The organism is Thiomicrorhabdus sediminis (assembly GCF_005885815.1).
Taxonomy (GTDB): Bacteria; Pseudomonadota; Gammaproteobacteria; order Thiomicrospirales; family Thiomicrospiraceae; genus Thiomicrorhabdus; species Thiomicrorhabdus sediminis.
In genome coordinates, this window is the sequence record NZ_CP040602.1 from 1,730,395 (window position 1) to 1,747,884 (window position 17,490).

19 protein-coding genes and 1 riboswitch are annotated in these 17,490 nt (G+C 43.3%); of the genes, 7 read left to right on the plus strand and 12 right to left on the minus strand.

The features are described from left to right. Window positions 1–21 precede the first annotated feature (21 nt). The 6 genes from pheS to FE785_RS07915 form a co-directional block, all read right to left on the minus strand. A complete protein-coding gene (gene pheS / locus FE785_RS07890) occupies window positions 22–1,020 on the minus strand; it encodes a phenylalanine--tRNA ligase subunit alpha (RefSeq protein WP_138565233.1) in 999 nt (332 codons plus the stop codon). 204 nt (window positions 1,021–1,224) lie between these two features. After that, window positions 1,225–1,581, minus strand: coding sequence for a 50S ribosomal protein L20 (rplT, locus tag FE785_RS07895; RefSeq protein WP_138565234.1), 357 nt, complete (start codon window positions 1,579–1,581; stop codon window positions 1,225–1,227). 14 nt (window positions 1,582–1,595) lie between these two features. Further along, window positions 1,596–1,793 carry a 50S ribosomal protein L35 gene (gene rpmI, locus FE785_RS07900; RefSeq protein WP_138565842.1) on the minus strand — a complete coding sequence of 66 codons (198 nt, stop codon included), beginning with the start codon at window positions 1,791–1,793 and terminating at the stop codon, window positions 1,596–1,598. A 207-nt stretch (window positions 1,794–2,000) separates the two neighbouring features. Further along, window positions 2,001–2,555, minus strand: coding sequence for a translation initiation factor IF-3 (gene infC, locus FE785_RS07905; RefSeq protein WP_138565235.1), 555 nt, complete (start codon window positions 2,553–2,555; stop codon window positions 2,001–2,003). 60 nt (window positions 2,556–2,615) lie between these two features. Further along, on the minus strand, window positions 2,616–4,544 hold the full coding sequence (thrS, locus tag FE785_RS07910; RefSeq protein ID WP_138565236.1) for a threonine--tRNA ligase: 1,929 nt from the start codon (window positions 4,542–4,544) through the stop codon (window positions 2,616–2,618). Between the two features lie 249 nt (window positions 4,545–4,793). After that, complete coding sequence (locus FE785_RS07915) at window positions 4,794–5,669, minus strand: HDOD domain-containing protein (RefSeq protein WP_138565237.1); 876 nt, start codon at window positions 5,667–5,669, stop codon at window positions 4,794–4,796. Window positions 5,670–5,866: 197 nt separating this feature from the next. Beyond that, a riboswitch (TPP riboswitch) is annotated at window positions 5,867–5,973 on the plus strand. A 156-nt stretch (window positions 5,974–6,129) separates the two neighbouring features. On the opposite strand from FE785_RS07915, the gene FE785_RS07920 reads away from it, so the two are divergent. From FE785_RS07920 to pnuC, 3 genes are all read left to right on the plus strand, one after another. After that, window positions 6,130–8,172: a TonB-dependent receptor gene (locus FE785_RS07920; protein ID WP_138565238.1), complete on the plus strand. Its 2,043-nt coding sequence runs from the start codon at window positions 6,130–6,132 to the stop codon at window positions 8,170–8,172. 93 nt (window positions 8,173–8,265) lie between these two features. Beyond that, a complete protein-coding gene (locus tag FE785_RS07925; protein WP_138565239.1) occupies window positions 8,266–8,535 on the plus strand; it encodes a YkoF family thiamine/hydroxymethylpyrimidine-binding protein in 270 nt (89 codons plus the stop codon). After that, the gene (pnuC, locus tag FE785_RS07930; protein WP_138565240.1) at window positions 8,522–9,196 is read left to right on the plus strand and encodes a nicotinamide riboside transporter PnuC; all 675 of its coding nucleotides are present in this window, start codon (window positions 8,522–8,524) and stop codon (window positions 9,194–9,196) included. Before FE785_RS07925 ends, pnuC begins: the two co-directional genes overlap by 14 nt. A gap of 45 nt (window positions 9,197–9,241) precedes the next feature. Here pnuC and FE785_RS07935 read toward each other — a convergent pair whose 3' ends face one another. After that, window positions 9,242–10,189: a phosphotransferase gene (locus FE785_RS07935; RefSeq protein WP_138565241.1), complete on the minus strand. Its 948-nt coding sequence runs from the start codon at window positions 10,187–10,189 to the stop codon at window positions 9,242–9,244. A gap of 245 nt (window positions 10,190–10,434) precedes the next feature. On the opposite strand from FE785_RS07935, the gene FE785_RS07940 reads away from it, so the two are divergent. Next, complete coding sequence (locus FE785_RS07940; RefSeq protein ID WP_138565242.1) at window positions 10,435–11,082, plus strand: protein-L-isoaspartate O-methyltransferase family protein; 648 nt, start codon at window positions 10,435–10,437, stop codon at window positions 11,080–11,082. A gap of 67 nt (window positions 11,083–11,149) precedes the next feature. On the opposite strand, the gene FE785_RS07945 is transcribed toward FE785_RS07940, so the two are convergent. Next, window positions 11,150–11,389: a hypothetical protein gene (locus FE785_RS07945; RefSeq protein ID WP_138565243.1), complete on the minus strand. Its 240-nt coding sequence runs from the start codon at window positions 11,387–11,389 to the stop codon at window positions 11,150–11,152. A gap of 344 nt (window positions 11,390–11,733) precedes the next feature. Here FE785_RS07945 and FE785_RS07950 point away from each other — a divergent pair, with 344 nt between their 5' ends. After that, a complete protein-coding gene (locus FE785_RS07950) occupies window positions 11,734–12,546 on the plus strand; it encodes a substrate-binding periplasmic protein (RefSeq protein WP_138565244.1) in 813 nt (270 codons plus the stop codon). Between the two features lie 8 nt (window positions 12,547–12,554). After that, window positions 12,555–13,922 (plus strand): GGDEF domain-containing protein, encoded by a 1,368-nt coding sequence (locus FE785_RS07955; RefSeq protein WP_138565245.1) that lies wholly within the window; start codon window positions 12,555–12,557, stop codon window positions 13,920–13,922. Between the two features lie 74 nt (window positions 13,923–13,996). On the opposite strand, the gene FE785_RS07960 is transcribed toward FE785_RS07955, so the two are convergent. From FE785_RS07960 to FE785_RS07970, 3 genes are all read right to left on the minus strand, one after another. Continuing rightward, window positions 13,997–14,392, minus strand: a complete 396-nt coding sequence (locus FE785_RS07960; RefSeq protein ID WP_202978290.1) for a hypothetical protein — start codon at window positions 14,390–14,392, stop codon at window positions 13,997–13,999. 54 nt (window positions 14,393–14,446) lie between these two features. After that, complete coding sequence (locus FE785_RS07965) at window positions 14,447–14,821, minus strand: DsrE family protein (protein ID WP_138565246.1); 375 nt, start codon at window positions 14,819–14,821, stop codon at window positions 14,447–14,449. A 164-nt stretch (window positions 14,822–14,985) separates the two neighbouring features. Further along, window positions 14,986–15,378 (minus strand): hypothetical protein, encoded by a 393-nt coding sequence (locus FE785_RS07970; RefSeq protein ID WP_138565247.1) that lies wholly within the window; start codon window positions 15,376–15,378, stop codon window positions 14,986–14,988. Between the two features lie 248 nt (window positions 15,379–15,626). On the opposite strand from FE785_RS07970, the gene FE785_RS07975 reads away from it, so the two are divergent. Continuing rightward, window positions 15,627–15,845 (plus strand): Nif11-like leader peptide family natural product precursor, encoded by a 219-nt coding sequence (locus FE785_RS07975; protein WP_138565248.1) that lies wholly within the window; start codon window positions 15,627–15,629, stop codon window positions 15,843–15,845. Between the two features lie 90 nt (window positions 15,846–15,935). Here FE785_RS07975 and FE785_RS07980 read toward each other — a convergent pair whose 3' ends face one another. Further along, entirely contained in the window at window positions 15,936–17,462 is a 1,527-nt protein-coding gene (locus FE785_RS07980) for an ATP-binding protein (protein WP_138565249.1), read from the minus strand. Window positions 17,463–17,490 lie beyond the last annotated feature (28 nt).

Consider the following 17,490-nt stretch of genomic DNA (forward strand, 5'->3'; position numbering starts at 1 on the left):
CGTCCGCTTTACTGGCTTTTATTATTTGAATTGCTGCAAGAAACGCATATCGTTCTCGAAGAACTGGCGTAGGTCATTGACGCCGTAACGCAACATCGCCAGACGCTCAACCCCCAAACCAAACGCCAAACCGGTATATTCATCCGGATCGATACCGACATTTTTCAATACATTCGGGTGCACCATACCGCAGCCCAATACTTCGATCCAACGTCCATCACCGAATAGATCCGTGGCGATATCCACCTCTGCCGAAGGCTCGGTAAACGGGAAATAGGATGGTCTGAAACGAGTCTGCAAGTTTTCGTCTTCGAAGAACTTACGTAGGAAATCGATAATCAATGCACGCAGCTGGGCAAAACTGGCGTTCTTCTCGATAATCAAACCTTCCACCTGATGGAACATCGGCGTATGCGTCTGGTCGGAGTCACAACGATACACTCGGCCTGGTGCGATAATACGCAAAGGCGGCTGCTTGTTTTCCATAGTACGGATCTGCACACCTGAGGTATGCGTACGTAACACCGTGTTCTCATTGATATAAAAGGTATCATGCATCGCACGCGCCGGATGGGTTTCCGGAATATTCAAGGCTTCGAAATTATGCCAATCGTCTTCGATTTCCGGACCTTGCTCGACATCGAAACCGGCATTGGAAAACAGTGTTTCGATACGCTGTAAAGTGCGCGTCACCGGGTGCAAGCTACCTAAATCGGCGTCGCGCCCCGGCAGGGTCACATCGATGGATTCTTCAGCCAGTTTTTGCGCTAGCTTAGCGTCATCCAATTCTTTCTTCTTAGCATTCAATAAGCCCTGCACAGTCTGCTTGGCTTCATTGATGATCTGTCCAGCTTTTGGTCGCTCTTCTGCGGACAACTTACCTAGGGTTTTCATCATCTCGGTCAATTGACCTTTTTTACCTAGATAGTGGACACGTAGTTCATCGAGTTTGCTGAGTTCATTAACTTCGCTTACCGCCGCTTGAGCTTGCGAAATGATGTCTTGCAGTTGTTGTTGCATGGAGCTTTGTTTCCCAAAACGAATAAATAGATATTAAATATGACCGTTGCTGTGCATGTTTTTCAGACACAAAACGACTGACAGCCATGTTTAATAGCCACTTCGCTCATTACTATAATTAAATAAAAAGCTTGTTGGATTCGATGAAAAAAATAGGGGACTGAAGTCCCCTATTTTTAAACTAGGTTGCCCTAGTCAGATGTATTATGCTAAAGCCGCTTTCGCTTTTTCAGCAATCGCTGTGAACGCAGCAGCGTCATGTACAGCGATATCAGCTAGAACCTTACGGTCAACCGCAACACCAGCTTTGTTAAGTCCGTTGATAAAACGGCTATATGTCATACCGTTCATACGCGCAGCGGCGTTGATACGTGCAATCCAAAGGCGACGGAAAGTACGCTTTTTGTTACGACGATCGCGATATGCATATTGACCCGCTTTAATAACGGCTTGCTTAGCAACGCGGAATACTTTGCGACGAGCGCCGTAATAACCTTTAGCTGCTTTTAATACTTTATTGTGTCGACGACGTGCGATGACACCTCTTTTAACTCTTGCCATGATCTAATCTCCTATTAAGCGAACGGTAACATACGACGAACCATTGCCACATCGTGGTCATGGATCATGCTGCCTGAACGAAGCTGACGCTTACGCTTAGTAGACTTCTTCGTCAAAATGTGACGAAGATGAGATTGTTTACATTTGAAACGACCTGAGCCAGTTTTTTTGAAGCGCTTTTTAGCACTACTGTTAGTTTTCATCTTTGGCATTGAATGAAACTCCGCATTTAAGCGTTCTCGATAAATATCCATTTACCGATCCACTTCAGTTTTATACAAAGCCTGGAATAGTTTCCAGACCTCACTCGGAACAACGAACAGCACTGAGGGAGCTGCACCGGAAACCGAATCTGAATAAATCCAAACCCCGTCCCAGCTGTTGTGGGCAGTATCGAATAGGCTAATGCCTAATCGTTACTATTTCTTCTTATTGGTTGGTGCCACCATCATTTGCATCTGACGGCCTTCCATTTTCGGCATTTGTTCAACAGTACCAAACTCTTCAACATCTACCTTAACGCGCTCCAACACCTTAAGACCCAGTTCCTTATGGGTAATCTCACGTCCACGGAACCAGATGGTTACCTTGACGCGATCTCCCTTTTCTAAGAATTTTATCAGGTTGCGTAGTTTGACCTGATAATCCCCTTCCTCAGTTCCTGGGCGAAACTTAACTTCTTTAACCTGGACTTGCTTCTGCTTTTTCTTCGCTTCGTGCTGCTTTTTCTGCTGCTGGTAAAGGTATTTACCATAGTCCATGATTTTACAAACTGGAGGGCTTGCTTTCGTTGCAACCTCAACCAAATCCAATCCCGCTTCTTGCGCCATCTCTAGTGCACGGTCAATTGAAACCACCCCGGCCTGTTCGCCATCTGCATCGACTAATCGAACTTCTGGTACATTAATGGCCTTGTTAATTCTGTCTTTAGGGGCTTCCGGTTGTTGTGGTCGACCTCGACCACCTCTTCTAATTGCGATAGCAATATCCTCCAGTTAGTTATAAATTCTTTGCGTAACAATCGGTTAGTTAATTTACGCTTCTACTACACGACCTAAATTGGAAATATCGTTGTTCAGCAAATCAATTAGCTGATCGAACGAGAACGAACCTAGGTTCTCACCACCGCGAGCACGTACATTGAAGGTTTCATTCTCCATTTCCTGATCACCTACGACCAGAATATACGGCACACGTTGCATTGTATGTTCGCGAATTTTAAACCCAACCTTCTCATTTCTCAAGTCCGATTCGGCTCTAAACCCATGTTTTTTCAATTTTTTAGCCATTTTGTCCACATATTCGTTGTGGACATCCGCAATTGACGCAATAACTAACTGGGTTGGTGCCAACCAAGTCGGGAACTTTCCTTCGTAATGTTCCACCAAGATTCCAACAAAACGTTCCAAGGAACCAAGAATCGCTCGGTGGATCATTACCGGGTGATGTTTTTCATTATCTTGACCGACATAAGTCGCATTCAAACGCTCTGCCTGAGTCATCGAGAAATCAAGTTGGATAGTACCGCACTGCCAAACACGACCGATGCAGTCTTTTAGCTGGAATTCGATCTTAGGGCCGTAGAAGGCGCCTTCACCCGGCTGTAACTTGTATTCCAGACCGGCTTCATCCAATGTCTGCTGTAGAGCCGCCTCAGCCAAGTCCCAAACTTCATCGGAACCAACACGCTGCTCTGGACGAGTCGACAGTTTCACCGCGATGTTATCGAAACCGAAATCGGCATAAGTCTGATAAACCAAGTCGATACAACCCTGCACCTCGGACTTGATCTGCTCTTCGGTACAGAAAATATGCGCATCATCCTGCGTGAATGAACGCACACGCATCAAACCATGAAGCGTACCAGACGGCTCGTTACGGTGAACGGTACCGAATTCGGCGATACGCACCGGCAGGTCACGGTAACTGGTCAAGTGACGGTTGAATACTTGAATATGCCCCGGACAGTTCATCGGCTTAACCGCGTAATCACGGTTATCGGTTTCTGTGGTGAACATATTGTCTTTAAATTTGTCCCAGTGACCCGACTTCTCCCATAAAGAGCGGTCCATAATCAATGGGGTACGAATCTCTTCATAGTCGTTGGCAACCAACTGATCGCGCATATATTGCTCCACCACGCGATACAAAGTGGTCCCTTTCGGATGCCAGAACGCCATACCCGGTGAAATGTCTTCGACATGGAACAGGTCAAGCGTTTTACCTAGTTTACGATGGTCGCGTTTTTCCGCTTCTTCCATCATCAACTGGTAGTCTTTCAATGCCTGCTTATCGGCAAAGGCGATACCGTAGATACGCTGCAACATTTTATTGTCAGAGTTACCACGCCAATAAGCACCGGCAACATGAGTTAAGGCAAACGCTTTGGTAAAGCCCATATTCGGAACATGAGGGCCGACACACATATCGACATATTCTTCGTGGAAATAGAAACCGAATTCGCTCTCATCCGGCAGATCACGGATCAATTCCAACTTGTACTCTTCACCACGCTCTTCAAAAGTTTTAATCGCTTCATCACGCGGCAGCATCTTCTTGATGACGGGATACTTGGTTTTCGCCAGCTCTTTCATGCGCTTTTCGATTTTCTTCAAATCGTCCGGCGTAATCTTGTACTCCATATCGATGTCATAGTAAAAACCGTTATCGATAACCGGGCCGATCGCCATCTTCACATCAGGATACAACTGCTTTAACGCATGCCCCAACAAGTGGGCGCAAGAATGACGCATGATATGCACGCCATCTTCATCTTTCATAGTGACGATTTCTAACGACGCATCTTCAGAGATCAAATCGCAAGCATCCTTTAACTGGCCGTTAACACGGCCGGCAACCGTTGCCTTGGCTAGACCCGTACCAATACTTTCCGCCACTTGCATGACTGAAACTGCTTCATCGAATTGTCTGGTAGACCCGTCTGGTAAAGTAATGATTGGCATTGATTTAATCTCTTCTTTAAAAAATGCGTCGTTCAAAAAGTAAGCCCGATATTCTAGCATTTATTACGCTGCCCTAGCCAGACTTTATACGCTTTTTTTTAGGCTTTTTCGTGGCCAATACAAATCCGTTGACCCCATGTCGGTTTTATGCTCGAACCGATAAACAAAAACCCTTGGCAGCAGAACTGCACAAGGGTTCCAGATAAACATTAACCTAATGTTTTACAAATAAATAAATAAATAAAAATATCACATACCCATCTTTTCAGCTTCTTCCAAAGCGCCATGCAGAACTTCGTCGTAGGCCTCCAATTCCAAACCAAAATACTGCAAAGCATTCAACAACGCTTCAGACGGCGCTTCTCTATCGGCATCATTCAGATCGGCAATACCGTTTTCAAAACCTAAACGAAACGCTCCCTGCTCGGCCAAAAAGGTTAGATAAGCAAACGCTTTGTATTGGTCGTCCGCCTTATCTGGCGTATGATGAAAAGCCACCCCCATAATGATTTCCTTGGGAAACTTCCACTGCTGTAAAAGACGCGCACTCATCAACGCATGATAAGTACCAAACACCTTATTTTCCGCGTGTGACAAACGGGCAATATCATAATCGGTCAGTTTAATAACCTCTAAATACTTTTCCCGACTTTCCACCGCCAACAGATAGATACCGATATCGCGCATCAAACCACATAAAAACGCTTCACCCGGACTGACATGCAACGCACGCCCCAAAGCCTGCCCGACAACGGCCGCAAGCATGGCGTGCTTCATAAAATGCTTTTCACTGAACGGCGGTTTGGTTTTAAACGATGATTTATAGTTAATCGCATGGGCCATCACACGAACATCTTTAATACCGATCCGGACAATCGCTTCTGATAAATCCGAAATTGGCATGCCCGTTGTGTATTTTGCGCTATTGACGACACCAATCAAACCCGCAGCCAAACGCGGGTCTTGTGCAATCAACTGAACCAAATCACCTATTTGAACGGTTTCATCGGTTGCCAGTGTCCGCTCCAGCTTAACCAGAGCATCGGGAAAATGCGGAAGGTCATCCAATGCCTTCAAACGATCCATAATCGTTTTACTTACATTGGGTTTGGCCGCTTCACTCATTCATAAACCTCATTTAGTCATTCTCTAAACGCCCAAACGACTTGGGCTTGGCATCTCATTGAAGAGATTAAAAATTTAATGATTTCAATTTTAACCAAATTTGCGCTACAATCCGCACGAATTTAAAAAAAATGCCAAATTTCATGGCACTTTTTTCGAAACCAACACGGTTTTGTACTCTAACTTAAGTACAATATTTTGACAGCCAGGGGCGGCAATTTGCCTGAGATCTCAATGTAAAAGAGAGCACCCTTCGAACCTGATCCAGTTAATACTGGCGTAGGGACGGCGTGATACAAGTAGTCGCTTTTGCCATAACAATTAACCCTATTATGCTTGACAGCAATACCGGTTAACGACCATTCAATATGGCCTTCCACAACTAACAGAACAAAAACCTCTGTTACCGCACTACCCACGCTTTCCTATTGCAGTCCGGCTTAGCATTAAAGGAAGCGATATGAACAGCAAACTGAACCCAATTACGATTGCCTTGCTTGGCGTAGTGTATAGCGCACAAAGCTTCGCAGAAACCAGCCTAAACGATATCACCATTGGCGCAGACTTATTTGAAAGTACTCAACAAGACATGCCTGCCAGTGTCGAAGTCCTGACTCAGGATGAACTGCAAGACCAAGGTGCCAACCACTTTGACGATGTTTTACTAAAGACCCCAAATGTAAACTTTTCTGGGCAAAGCTCACGTGCTCGTCATATACAAATTCGCGGCATGGGTGAACGAGATGAATATACCGGCGCACCGAACTCAAGCGTCGGTTTCGCCGTAGATGATATCGACTTTTCCGGAATCGGCATGACTGGAAATGTATTTGACACCAAACAAGTTGAGGTTTTACGCGGCCCGCAAAACACGCGTTATGGACAAAGTGCGATTGGCGGTCTGATTAATATCCAGACTAATGACCCGACGCCATATCGTGAGAGCATGATTGAAGCCAGCGCGGGTGATGATAGCCTGCGTGAATTCGGCTTAATGACCAGCGGCCCAATTAACAATGAAAAGGATGCGGCCCAATACCGTTTTGTTATGTTTAAGCATCAAAGCGACGGCTTCCGCCACAATGAAACTTTAGGTCGCAGCGACACTAACGGTCGAGATGAACTGACATTACGCGGTAAACTGCGCTTATTCCCAAACCAGCATACAACGGTCGATATCACCGCTTTGCATGCTGATTTAAACAATGGTTATGATGCCTGGGCACGTGATAACAGCTTTACCACGCTTACTAACCAACCAGGTGAAGACGACCAACTATCCAATGCCGCCTCTGTCAAAGTGGTTTCAACAGCTAACCCAAATTTTGTGCTGACCAGCAAAACCGCTATAGCCGGTTCTACAATGCGTTATAGCTATGATGAAGACTGGACTGCAGCATTAAGCGGCACCTACCTGAACGATAAAACACGTCAAACTTACAGCCAAGAACTGCGCTTCAGCTCAACCGAAACTTCTAAGATCGGCGGAAATACTGATTGGCTGGCAGGGCTTTATGCCTCAAAACTTGATGAAAAGAACCAAACAGAATATTGGGGAAGTTCATCAACTGATTTTTCTATCACCAAACTTTCCGGTTTTGGTCAACTTGATGTGGCTATCAACGATAAAACGACTGTCAGCACCAGCTTGCGAGTTGAAAACAACAACAACGCCTTTAGCAACAGTAATGGTGAATACTACGCGCCAAATGAAACGCTTTGGGGTGCAAGCCTAAGTTACAGCCACCGTTATAATGATAAATATAGCGCTTACACTAGCGTGACTCGTGGTTTTAAAGCCGGTGGTTTCAACCCAGGTCAGCCAAGCGGTACGCCAAGCCAATACTTGAGTTATGATGCAGAAACACTGATTAACTATGAAATCGGTTTAAAATCGCACTTCGCTGCTATCGGCTTAAACAGCAATATCACTGCATTCTATATGGATCGTCATAATCCGCAGATTGACGGTTATACCTATGATCCTAACTCCGGAACTAATTGGGTGTTCTATACCGAAAACTTTGACAGCGCATCCAGCTACGGAATTGAAGCCGACTTTAACTGGCAGGTAAGCGAACGCTTCACAACTTTCGGTTCAATGGGCTTGATGCAAACCGATGTCAACGGCACCCCATTAAACAGCGGATTTAGCATCAGTAATCGAGCATTGCCACATAGCCCGAATTATCAAATCAATTTAGGTGCTAAATATCGCAGCAGCCAAGGCTTCTACGCTCAGGCCGACATCACCGCTGTAGACAAGTTCTATTTTGACACCACACACAACGATCAATCTAATGCCTATAAAGTCGTTAATGCACGCATTGGTTATGAAGCAAATGATTATGAAGTTTATCTATGGGCGAAAAACCTGACGGATGAACGTTATGCAACACGTGGTTTCTATTTTGACTTTAACGCACCTTATACCAATCCATCAGAATATGAACGTTTAGGCGACCCTCGACAAATCGGCCTGACTGCGCGAGTATATTTCTAATTGAAGGCATCGGGGCTTTGATTGAAACCCCGCTCTTATAACTTATGCCACACTTTGCATTATTAAGATGTGGCAAACGACAAGGAATACATTATGAAAGTCTCTGTTGATATCAGTATGTATCCGTTGATTGACGACTATTGTCAGCCGATTATCGACTTTATTGATCGTTTCGAACAAAACCCTGCGGTCAATGTGCAGCGCAACAGTCTTTCCACTCATATTTACGGCGATTACAGCGATGTAATGGGCGCCTTGAACAGTGAAATATTAGCGGTAATCGAACAGGTTCCACAGACGGTGTTTGTGATTAAACTGGTCGGTAAAGATCGAGAAAAGGCGGTAATCAATGCTTGCGAATGAAACAAACCTGCTAACCGCCGTTATCGATGCTTTTATGGCGCAATCCGGCTGGGAATGGATTGCCGCGGCCTTGGGGACACTTTATGTGATTCTGGCGGCTCGTCAATCTGTCTGGTGCTGGCCGGCGGCTTTTATCAGTACGCTGATTTATACCATGCTGTTTTGGGAAGGCCAACTGCCGATGCAGGCGATTCTGAATTTTTATTATATGGCGATGGCAGTATACGGCTATCTGCTCTGGAAACAGGTTATCCGCATCAATAAGCAAAAAGATAAAGAAGAGTTACCGGTAACCACCCGTTCATGGCGCTTTCACGCCAGCTACATTACCAGTGGTCTGGCAATCAGCTTGGCGATCGGTTACTACCTTGAAAGCTTAGGCACCAACCTACCTTATCTGGATGCGGTCGTCACGGTATTCTCGGTAATGACCACGGTGCTAATGGCTCGCAAAGTGCTGGAAAACTGGCTCTATTGGATTGTTATCGACTCTTTGGCGATTGCGCTCTACTGGCAGAGTGGTTTCTATGTGACGATTGCCATGTTCACGGTTTACCTGGTATTGGCGGTATACGGTTACAGAAGCTGGCTTGCCGCGAACAATATCGAAACACTGAATGGAGATAACGATAGCGACAACCGCTCAACGGCTAACGCCTAAACTCAAGCAGTAACCGCATATAAATGACGAGTTAACACAGCAAAACTAGTCAAAAAAGTGCGGTTGCTGCATCCATCTCTGGTAATCCTCTTCACCCAGCACATTCATCAAATACAACACCGTACGATAAACCTGCCTGACATTTTTCAATGCTGGAACCGCCATATCCGATTTGGCGCTATAGACACTGATAAAACGCTCCAACTCGATTTTATCGAGCAAATACTCAAGAATGACGAAATCGAATTCAACCGGTGCGGCGACAAACGCATCCAAATCGTAAATACCGCTCAAACTGCCGTTATCCACCGCCAATTGATCCCAACGCAAATCCATCATCAACGGCACGACACGCTCGATAGCAATACTATCAAGCTGCTCAATCAAAGCCTGCTGGGTATCGATATCGATTGACTCGACATCCATCACATAAAACAGCTTCATTAATCTCATGCGCCAGTTCTGCTCACTAAACAGGGCAAGCGATCCAGCCGTTTCCTGCTGCAAACGCCCTACCTGAGCAAATTCATTTTGATGCAATAAGGCCAATAATTCGGCCAACTGTTCAATCATGAAAACATTTTTATTCTCAGCCACCTGCCCACCTAACTCGGCAAACAAGGCAAAAGCGTAGGCCTCATTTTCGGCGGTTTGGTGACAATGCGGAACCTCGATAGCGCTGGTTGCGGTAAATTCTTTAAGCAATTGTGAAAGCTCATCACTGCCGACAATCGCATCCGCCAGATGCTGTTCGAACAGATGCCCCATCACCTGCCAAAAAGGAGACGGCGACTCTTGTTTGGCGACACGCTTGATAAACAGTCGCTGGTCCGTTGGCGTATGCAGCACCGGCCAGATATCACAACTGCTATCGGCAAAACGCGGCACCAACTTTGGTTCGAGCTGCAGCTCGTCCAGTAACGGCCAATGCTCTGCTGAAATACCGATTTCACTGGTAACAGACGCTATCGTGTGTCTATCCGACTTAGACAAAATCACTCCTAATCACGGTTAAGGCATTTATAAAATTCATCTATTCAGTTATAATCAATCGGTTTGAGTTTTATGTTTGCCGCAAATTTCACTATGAAATTGAGCTTGGCAGTTTGTCAAACAACACTAGAGATTTTCAAGAGGCGTGAGCACATCGAATGATATCGATCCGCCCCTTTGATTTAGGTTATCGACTCAACCTTAGTCAGACCAATGATAAGAACATAACGAAAAGGATTATAACAATGAATTTAGATCAAGCGCGCTTTTACATGGTAGAACAGCAAATTCGCCCTTGGGACGTCTTAGACCCTAAAGTGCTAGATCTATTTATGGATATTCCTCGCCACGAGTTCGTCCAGCCGGGTCAAGAATCTTTGGCCTATATGGACATTGAACTGCCAATCGGTGAAAACCAGACCATGATGGCACCGAAAATCGAAGCCAAGATTCTCCAGGCTATCGACATCGCCGAAGATGAAAGCGTCCTGGAAATCGGTACCGGTTCAGGTTATCTGACCGCATTAATGGCGGCTCAGGCGAAATCGGTAGACACCGTGGAAATCAACCCGACCCTATCCGAACAAGCGCAAGCACGTTTGAAGAACTTCACGAATATCGATTTCCAAATCGGTGATGCCAGCCAAGCCTGGAACTCGGATAAAAGCTATGACGTCATTGTTTTGACCGGCTCGGTAAGCGATGTGCCGGAAAGCTATAAAATGCAGTTGAACTTAGGTGGTCGCCTAGCCTTGATCACCGGTCACGCACCGGCAATGACCGCGCAAGTCATCACTCGTGTCAGCGATCAGGAATGGGAAACAGAAACCCTTTTTGAAACCGAATTGACACCTCTGATCGACAGCTCAAAACAGGAAAGCTTCAGCTTCTAAAAAACGGTAAGCCGCTAACAAAAAAGCGCCTTAATGGCGCTTTTTTTATAACTCGAATAAGCTTTGCTTACATTTCACTGTGTCCTAGCTCTTCTTTGGTTTCCACCAAAGACGGCTTTTCCTTAATGGCCTTTTCGAGGTCTTTTAAGTAAGAATTAATCGCAGCCTCCATCATCTGGTTTTCTTTGGCATAGGCTTCGAATCCTTCTTTATAAGGATCTCGTTCGGCAGTTTCCGCAAAAGCCTGTGAGCTGAACGCGAATAACGCCGTTAATGCCGATGCAATTAAAATCGTTGGTTTACGCATAAGACCTCCAAAAAAATCGTTTTAAGATTAATGAGATAGAAAAGTAATGCTTGTACAGGATTCAATATAGGGGGCTTGGCAAAAAAATTCAACCTTAGACATCGATTCGATTGACGCACTACTGCCATAGCCAACTTAGCAAATCATGACAAATTCGGTAAAACTCATCCACAAGCCAAGCTTTATTGCCACGAGCTCAAACAGTCCGGCTCTCAGCAAACCCGATGTAGGCATAGCCTAATAGATGGATCATGACAACCTTCGCCGAACCCCAAGCAGCCCTTAATAGAACTATTCAAAGAAAAGCCCTATAATGACACTAGCTCATCTACTGAGGTACCGTCATGCATAGACAAGCCGAACCCAATACAAACTGTCTGACCTTTAGCCTTCTCTTGGCAAGTTTTCTGTCTCTGATGCCTACTTATGTTTTTTCCGATACGCTGCGGATCGCTACCGATGAATGGTGCCCTTACGATTGCATTCCAAGTCAAAATCAAGGCAAGGTCGGATACATTGGTGACTTATTGACAGAAACCATGAAAGCAAGAGGACACGAGGTCGAGTTCGTTGAAGTTTCTTATTCTCGCGGATTGCAACTGGTAAGGGAAGGTAAACTTGACGGCACCATGGCCTGCTTTCGTGAAGAAGCCCCGGATTTCGTATTTCCTGACCTTGCCTTAGGAAAAAGCAACAGTACGTTTTTCAGCCATAAAAATTCAAACTGGCGCTACACAGGTAAGGATTCGCTTGAACAGGCTAAAATGATTGGCATCATTAAGGGCTATGACTATGTGGACCCGACAGTGATGGATTATATCAATCAAAACCCCAAAAACGTTCTTGCGATCACTGGAGAAAAACCTTTAGAAAGGCTGCTTGAAATGCTTACCAATGGTCGCCTGACCGCGATTATCGAAGACAAAAGCGTACTCGAATACAAGGCCAAGCAAATAGGCAAGTCAGAGCAGGTAAAAGTCTCCGGCACTACCAATGTAGTCATAGATGTTTACAGCAGTTTTTCACCCAAGAACCCCAAGTCTGCCGAGTACGCCAAAATTTTATCTGAAGAAACTCAAAAAATGCGAAAAGACGGTCGTCTGAAAAAATTGCTGGACCGTTATGGCATCCAAGATTGGCAACCCCATAAACAATGATCTGTTAAATGCGAGCTTTATTTAACCGTTATCATCAATCTATCGCGTTGCACCTATTGCTCGTTATCTTCGGCTTTTATTTTTTGGTGGCGGTTCTTGTCACTGTAGTTCAGCTCTACAAAGAATACGAAAACACCAAAACAGAATTTTATGAAGAAATTCAAACCCTGCCTGCCACCTTTGGCAAAGGCATTTCCGATTCGGTTTGGACCTATAATCAAGAATTACTGGAGTCCATTCTGCAAGGCATGTACAACCTTCCCATCGTGGTAGGAGTAAAAATTCAATCTTCCGATCAGAAAATGGATTTACAAATCGGGGCGGTGCTTGATGAGCAAAACCAGGTCAAATATTACGACTCAAAAGGCCAACCTACAGAACAAAAACTATTCGGCTTGGGCTCTAAATCGCTTTTCAGTCACGAATTCCCTATACATTATCAAGGACCGGCGTTTAACAATGACATTTACCTGGGCAAGGTCATCATTTACTCAAATGACCAACTGGTGTTTGAGCGAGTCAAATATGGCTTCTTTCTTATCTTGATTAACTCCTTAATCAAAACTTTCGCGCTTTGGTTCATCATCTATTTTTTTATCAAAAAATATTTAGGACGACCGCTAGAAGAGTTTACCCATAAAATTCGCCAGCAAAACACACAATCCCCCCAACCGATCGATCTATCTGTTCACTGGACAGACAAAAATGAATTGCTCATTTTGAAAGACAGTTACAACCAAATGATTCAAAGATTAAAAGATCATCAGCACGAGTTGTTAGAACTCAATCAGGCTCTGGACGAAAAGGTTAAAGCGCGAACCCATGACTTAGAACTTGCCAAAGAAAGCGCTGAAAGATTGGCTTATAGCGACCCACTCACTCAACTTAATAACCGCCGTGCCTTTTTTGATTATGGACAACGGCTACTAAGCCTGACTTTGCGGCAACAAAATTCGCTGAGTTTAATTATGCTCGATATAGATAAGTTTAAAAAACTCAATGACACTTTTGGCCATGCTTTGGGAGACCAAGCTCTAAAAGCTCTTGCAGACACACTTAAAGAAAACCTTCGCTCAACAGACATAATCGGCCGTTTGGGTGGAGAGGAGTTTGCGGTACTTTTGCCCAATACAGGAGAAGTTGATGCGATCAAGATTGCGCAAAACCTGCGTGAAAAAATCAGTCAAATAGAGCTGAAACAAGGACAGTCGTCAATTAAGTTTACCGCCAGTTTGGGAGTAGTTGAAAGAACACGAGCAGACTCAAATATAGACTCATTGCTTGCCCAAGCCGACAAAGCGCTTTATGCTTCAAAAAACCAGGGGCGCAATCGAGTCACGTCGTATTCAGAAATCGCTACGAGCCCAACACAATAAAGCCCCCCTCGACAGTCAGCAGCTGTTCAAAGCAACTCTTTTTCTGGCTGATCTTGGCTTATCTAAAACCATTCTTAATAAGATCGTAATTGATACATTACGTATGGGGCAAGCAAAGCCCAAACCAATACAATAAGCCAAACACGGCCTTCAAAGACATTGTAGTCATGGAACAGCACAGACCATGCATTCCCCATCACGTAATGACCGAAAATGAACTCAAACATGACAGTCATCACCAACCAGATGCCGCCGATTAACAAAGCCTGCTGAGAAGAGTCCAGAGGAAATACCCCTGTTAAGATATAGATGTAAATGCCCATCAGAACTACCAATATCAAAGTCGATAACTGATGAGCCGTCAGCTCAGAGGTGAACTGGGCATAACCTTTGACACGAATCGTGCCATTCAAAATAGCCAAAACGACCAAACCAAACCAACTCAAAACATAAAAAAGCATTGTCTTCATTAGCTGACGGCTCCAATCATTATGGCTATGTTAATTGCGGCATCCTAGCGGCGATTAATAGACCAACACCTGATAACCGTCAGCCATCAGATCGGCAATGCTCGGCAAACCACTCGTACCCGGAAGCTGATTGCCTGTCAGCAATTCAAAGCCCGAAGCCTTAACATCGTCTGCGGCACCAAAGGCATCCGAACAAGCGCTTGAAGCCCCCTCGATCTTATCCTTTACACCTTCAAACAAATCATGAACAGGATGATCCGCCTTGCTCAACTCGGCAAGCCAGCGTGTTCCGGTACCGATAAACAAAACACGAACTTCTTGGTTTTTCTGCTTCAGATCATGCGCCACCGCCAAAGCATTAAAGACACGACCTAAAGCTTCTTCAGTACCCGTGCTTGGATCAGAGTGAATTAAAATAGCTGCTTTCATAATGTAAATCCCCCTTTGAAATTAAGGTGTTAGATTGGACACATTTCAGATGTGTTAAATAGCAGAATAGAAAACTAACGATTAATAGTCAAATATCAGGGACAGTTTATTGATTTAGCGGTTTTAGTAGAAAAAAAGAAGACGTATGCTCTAAACCAAATGATTTAGTTGGCAGGATCGATTAGAGAAGCCATCCACTCAGCTGCATCATTAATATGGGTGAAATGTTGATAGTCAGCGCCTTCAATTTCAGATTTCGATTTATGAATAAATGATTCAATTAGTTTTATGATTTCCTCATTATCGGAGACGATTGCTAGCCTTATATTAGGGTTGATAGGATTAGCACGAACAGCAAAGTCTTTTGTTATTTCTACGGCGCTTTCATCAAGAGTCGCACCTTTTATGTGAGTAAAATCAGAAATAATATATTTAACAGTCTCAATGCGTGAATTACCAATAAGCTCACTATTTGATTTAATCAGATCTTTCGTCGATAGGATATCTGAAAAGGTGATTACCACCCCTTGATCATTCCATTCCAATTTATAAGACATTTAAAAACTCATAGACCAATAAAACTTAATTTCAATAATAAGCGATTACAGTTTGAACAAAAAGCAGTTTCATCCCCATTTGGTAATAAATTTGAGACCACAAAAACCCAACTAAATCTTCACCTATAGACTCATTCCTCAGTAACCCTATTTGTGAACCTATCATTTACTGTGATAAATCGTAGTAAAATAGTGCTCATAACTTTTATTAAAATGCTATCAAGACAGCGTCGACACAAGGATTATTTATGTCTTTTGACACGATTCGAGAATTTTTAGGCTATATGCAGGGTAACGAAGAATTAAAACAGCGAGTGGTCGGCGCACAAACCGCAGATGACGTGGCACGCATTGCCAGCGAATATGGCTATGATTTTTCTGGCGATGCATTACTGCGCTTTTCCGGACAGAAAGTAGACAAGGTCACTGTAAACAAAAACAACCTACCCGGCGGCGACTACAACTAAAAAAGACACTCAAATAAAAAACCAGCGTTATGCTGGTTTTTTATGGCAATTTAGACACACTAAATCAATCGAGTCTGACCCCATTGGTTTTCAAATCCCCTGAAGCTCAATAAACGCTCTCATATCATTAATTGATGCTTGGAGCTGCTCATCCGTATATCTAGCATTATGAGTATTTTCCGGATGGTGTATCTGATGACGAATATACTCGCTAACAATTTTTTGCTCCGTCAATAAATCACCATTATGTTTAATTCTTATATATTCAATAGTACCCTTTCCATCTTTATAGTGAGCTAGGAGCTCTTCACTTTCAATAAAACCATATAGTTCATTGTGATATTCATCATTTGCCTCACCAAAAGCCAAAAAATTAACCTCATTCAATGATGGATACGGGAGCTCACTTCTCTCGACAGAAACAACCTCTTTTGAAGGTTCACTTTTTATAAGTTTTAGATGCTCAAATTCAAGCAGTTTAACAATCGAAGGGCTATGTGTAGTTAGTAGAACCTGAGTATTATCCGCTTTGGATAACTCAATAAATGCTTCAATTAATTTTCTCTGATGACTAGGATGTTGAGATGTTTCAGGCTCTTCGATAGCATAGATTATGTCAGGAACATTATTTTCACCCTTTCTTCTTTCAGCTTCTGCACGGAAGAAATTTAAAAGCACCAGTCTCTTTACACCACTCCCTCTTTTATTAATAGGAATGTCCTCGTCTCCAGTAATTGAAACACTCTTGAAGACATCAACCCATTTCAAGCTTTCTGGACTAGGTATAACAGGTGTTAAACTGTTTGCAATCTCTGGGTTCATTTCATTTAACTTGTCAAGCGTTTGATCTGCAACTTCTTTTAACTTTGTCTCCACCTCAACAGCAACCTGATTCAAACTATCCATTAATTTCTTATCTTTCAGAATTTCTTGAACAGCTAATTTCATTGGGTTCTGGATTTCACTATCTCCATCACTATTTTTCCTATCTGATTGAAAAAGTGAATACAGTGGTAAATATGTTTTTAGCTGTTCCCATGAGTTTTTTGAATCAATTTTGGAGAGTTCTATTTCAATTTCTTTTAACTCTAGATTTTCAGAATAAAAGTTCCAAATTGCCTTTCTAATTTCAGAATTTTTAGTTTTATCCTCACAAACCATTTCCTCAGTAAGCTGTTTTTTGAGATCAGGTTGTTTTTTTAATAGAAGTTCAGAACATGCCGCATTTGTAGGATGGTAAGCTTTAACAAAAACTTTTTCTTTTCCTGCATTAGGGTATTTTTTAATAATCGTAAGCTTACCATCCTGATTTAAAAGAAACTCTTCTTCCAATCTTGTTGGGTTTGTTGAATCAATTGTTAGCTCATGAGGCAAATCCCCAAAGACTATTTCTATTTTAATCTCATAATTACCTTCTTCTTTGGCCTGTTTATTAATATCGTCTTTATCCATCTTGATAATTCCTTTTCCTTCGTTAAAGAAAATATCTAAGGCTTCAAGAATTGTTGATTTTCCAATATCATTTTTTCCAACAAATACATTCAAATCATTAAAATCGATTGAAATTTCTTCTTTATAAGATCTAAAGTTTGAGAGGATAAGTTTTTCAATTTTCATTCTTTGACACTCCTTAGCAATGTGATGA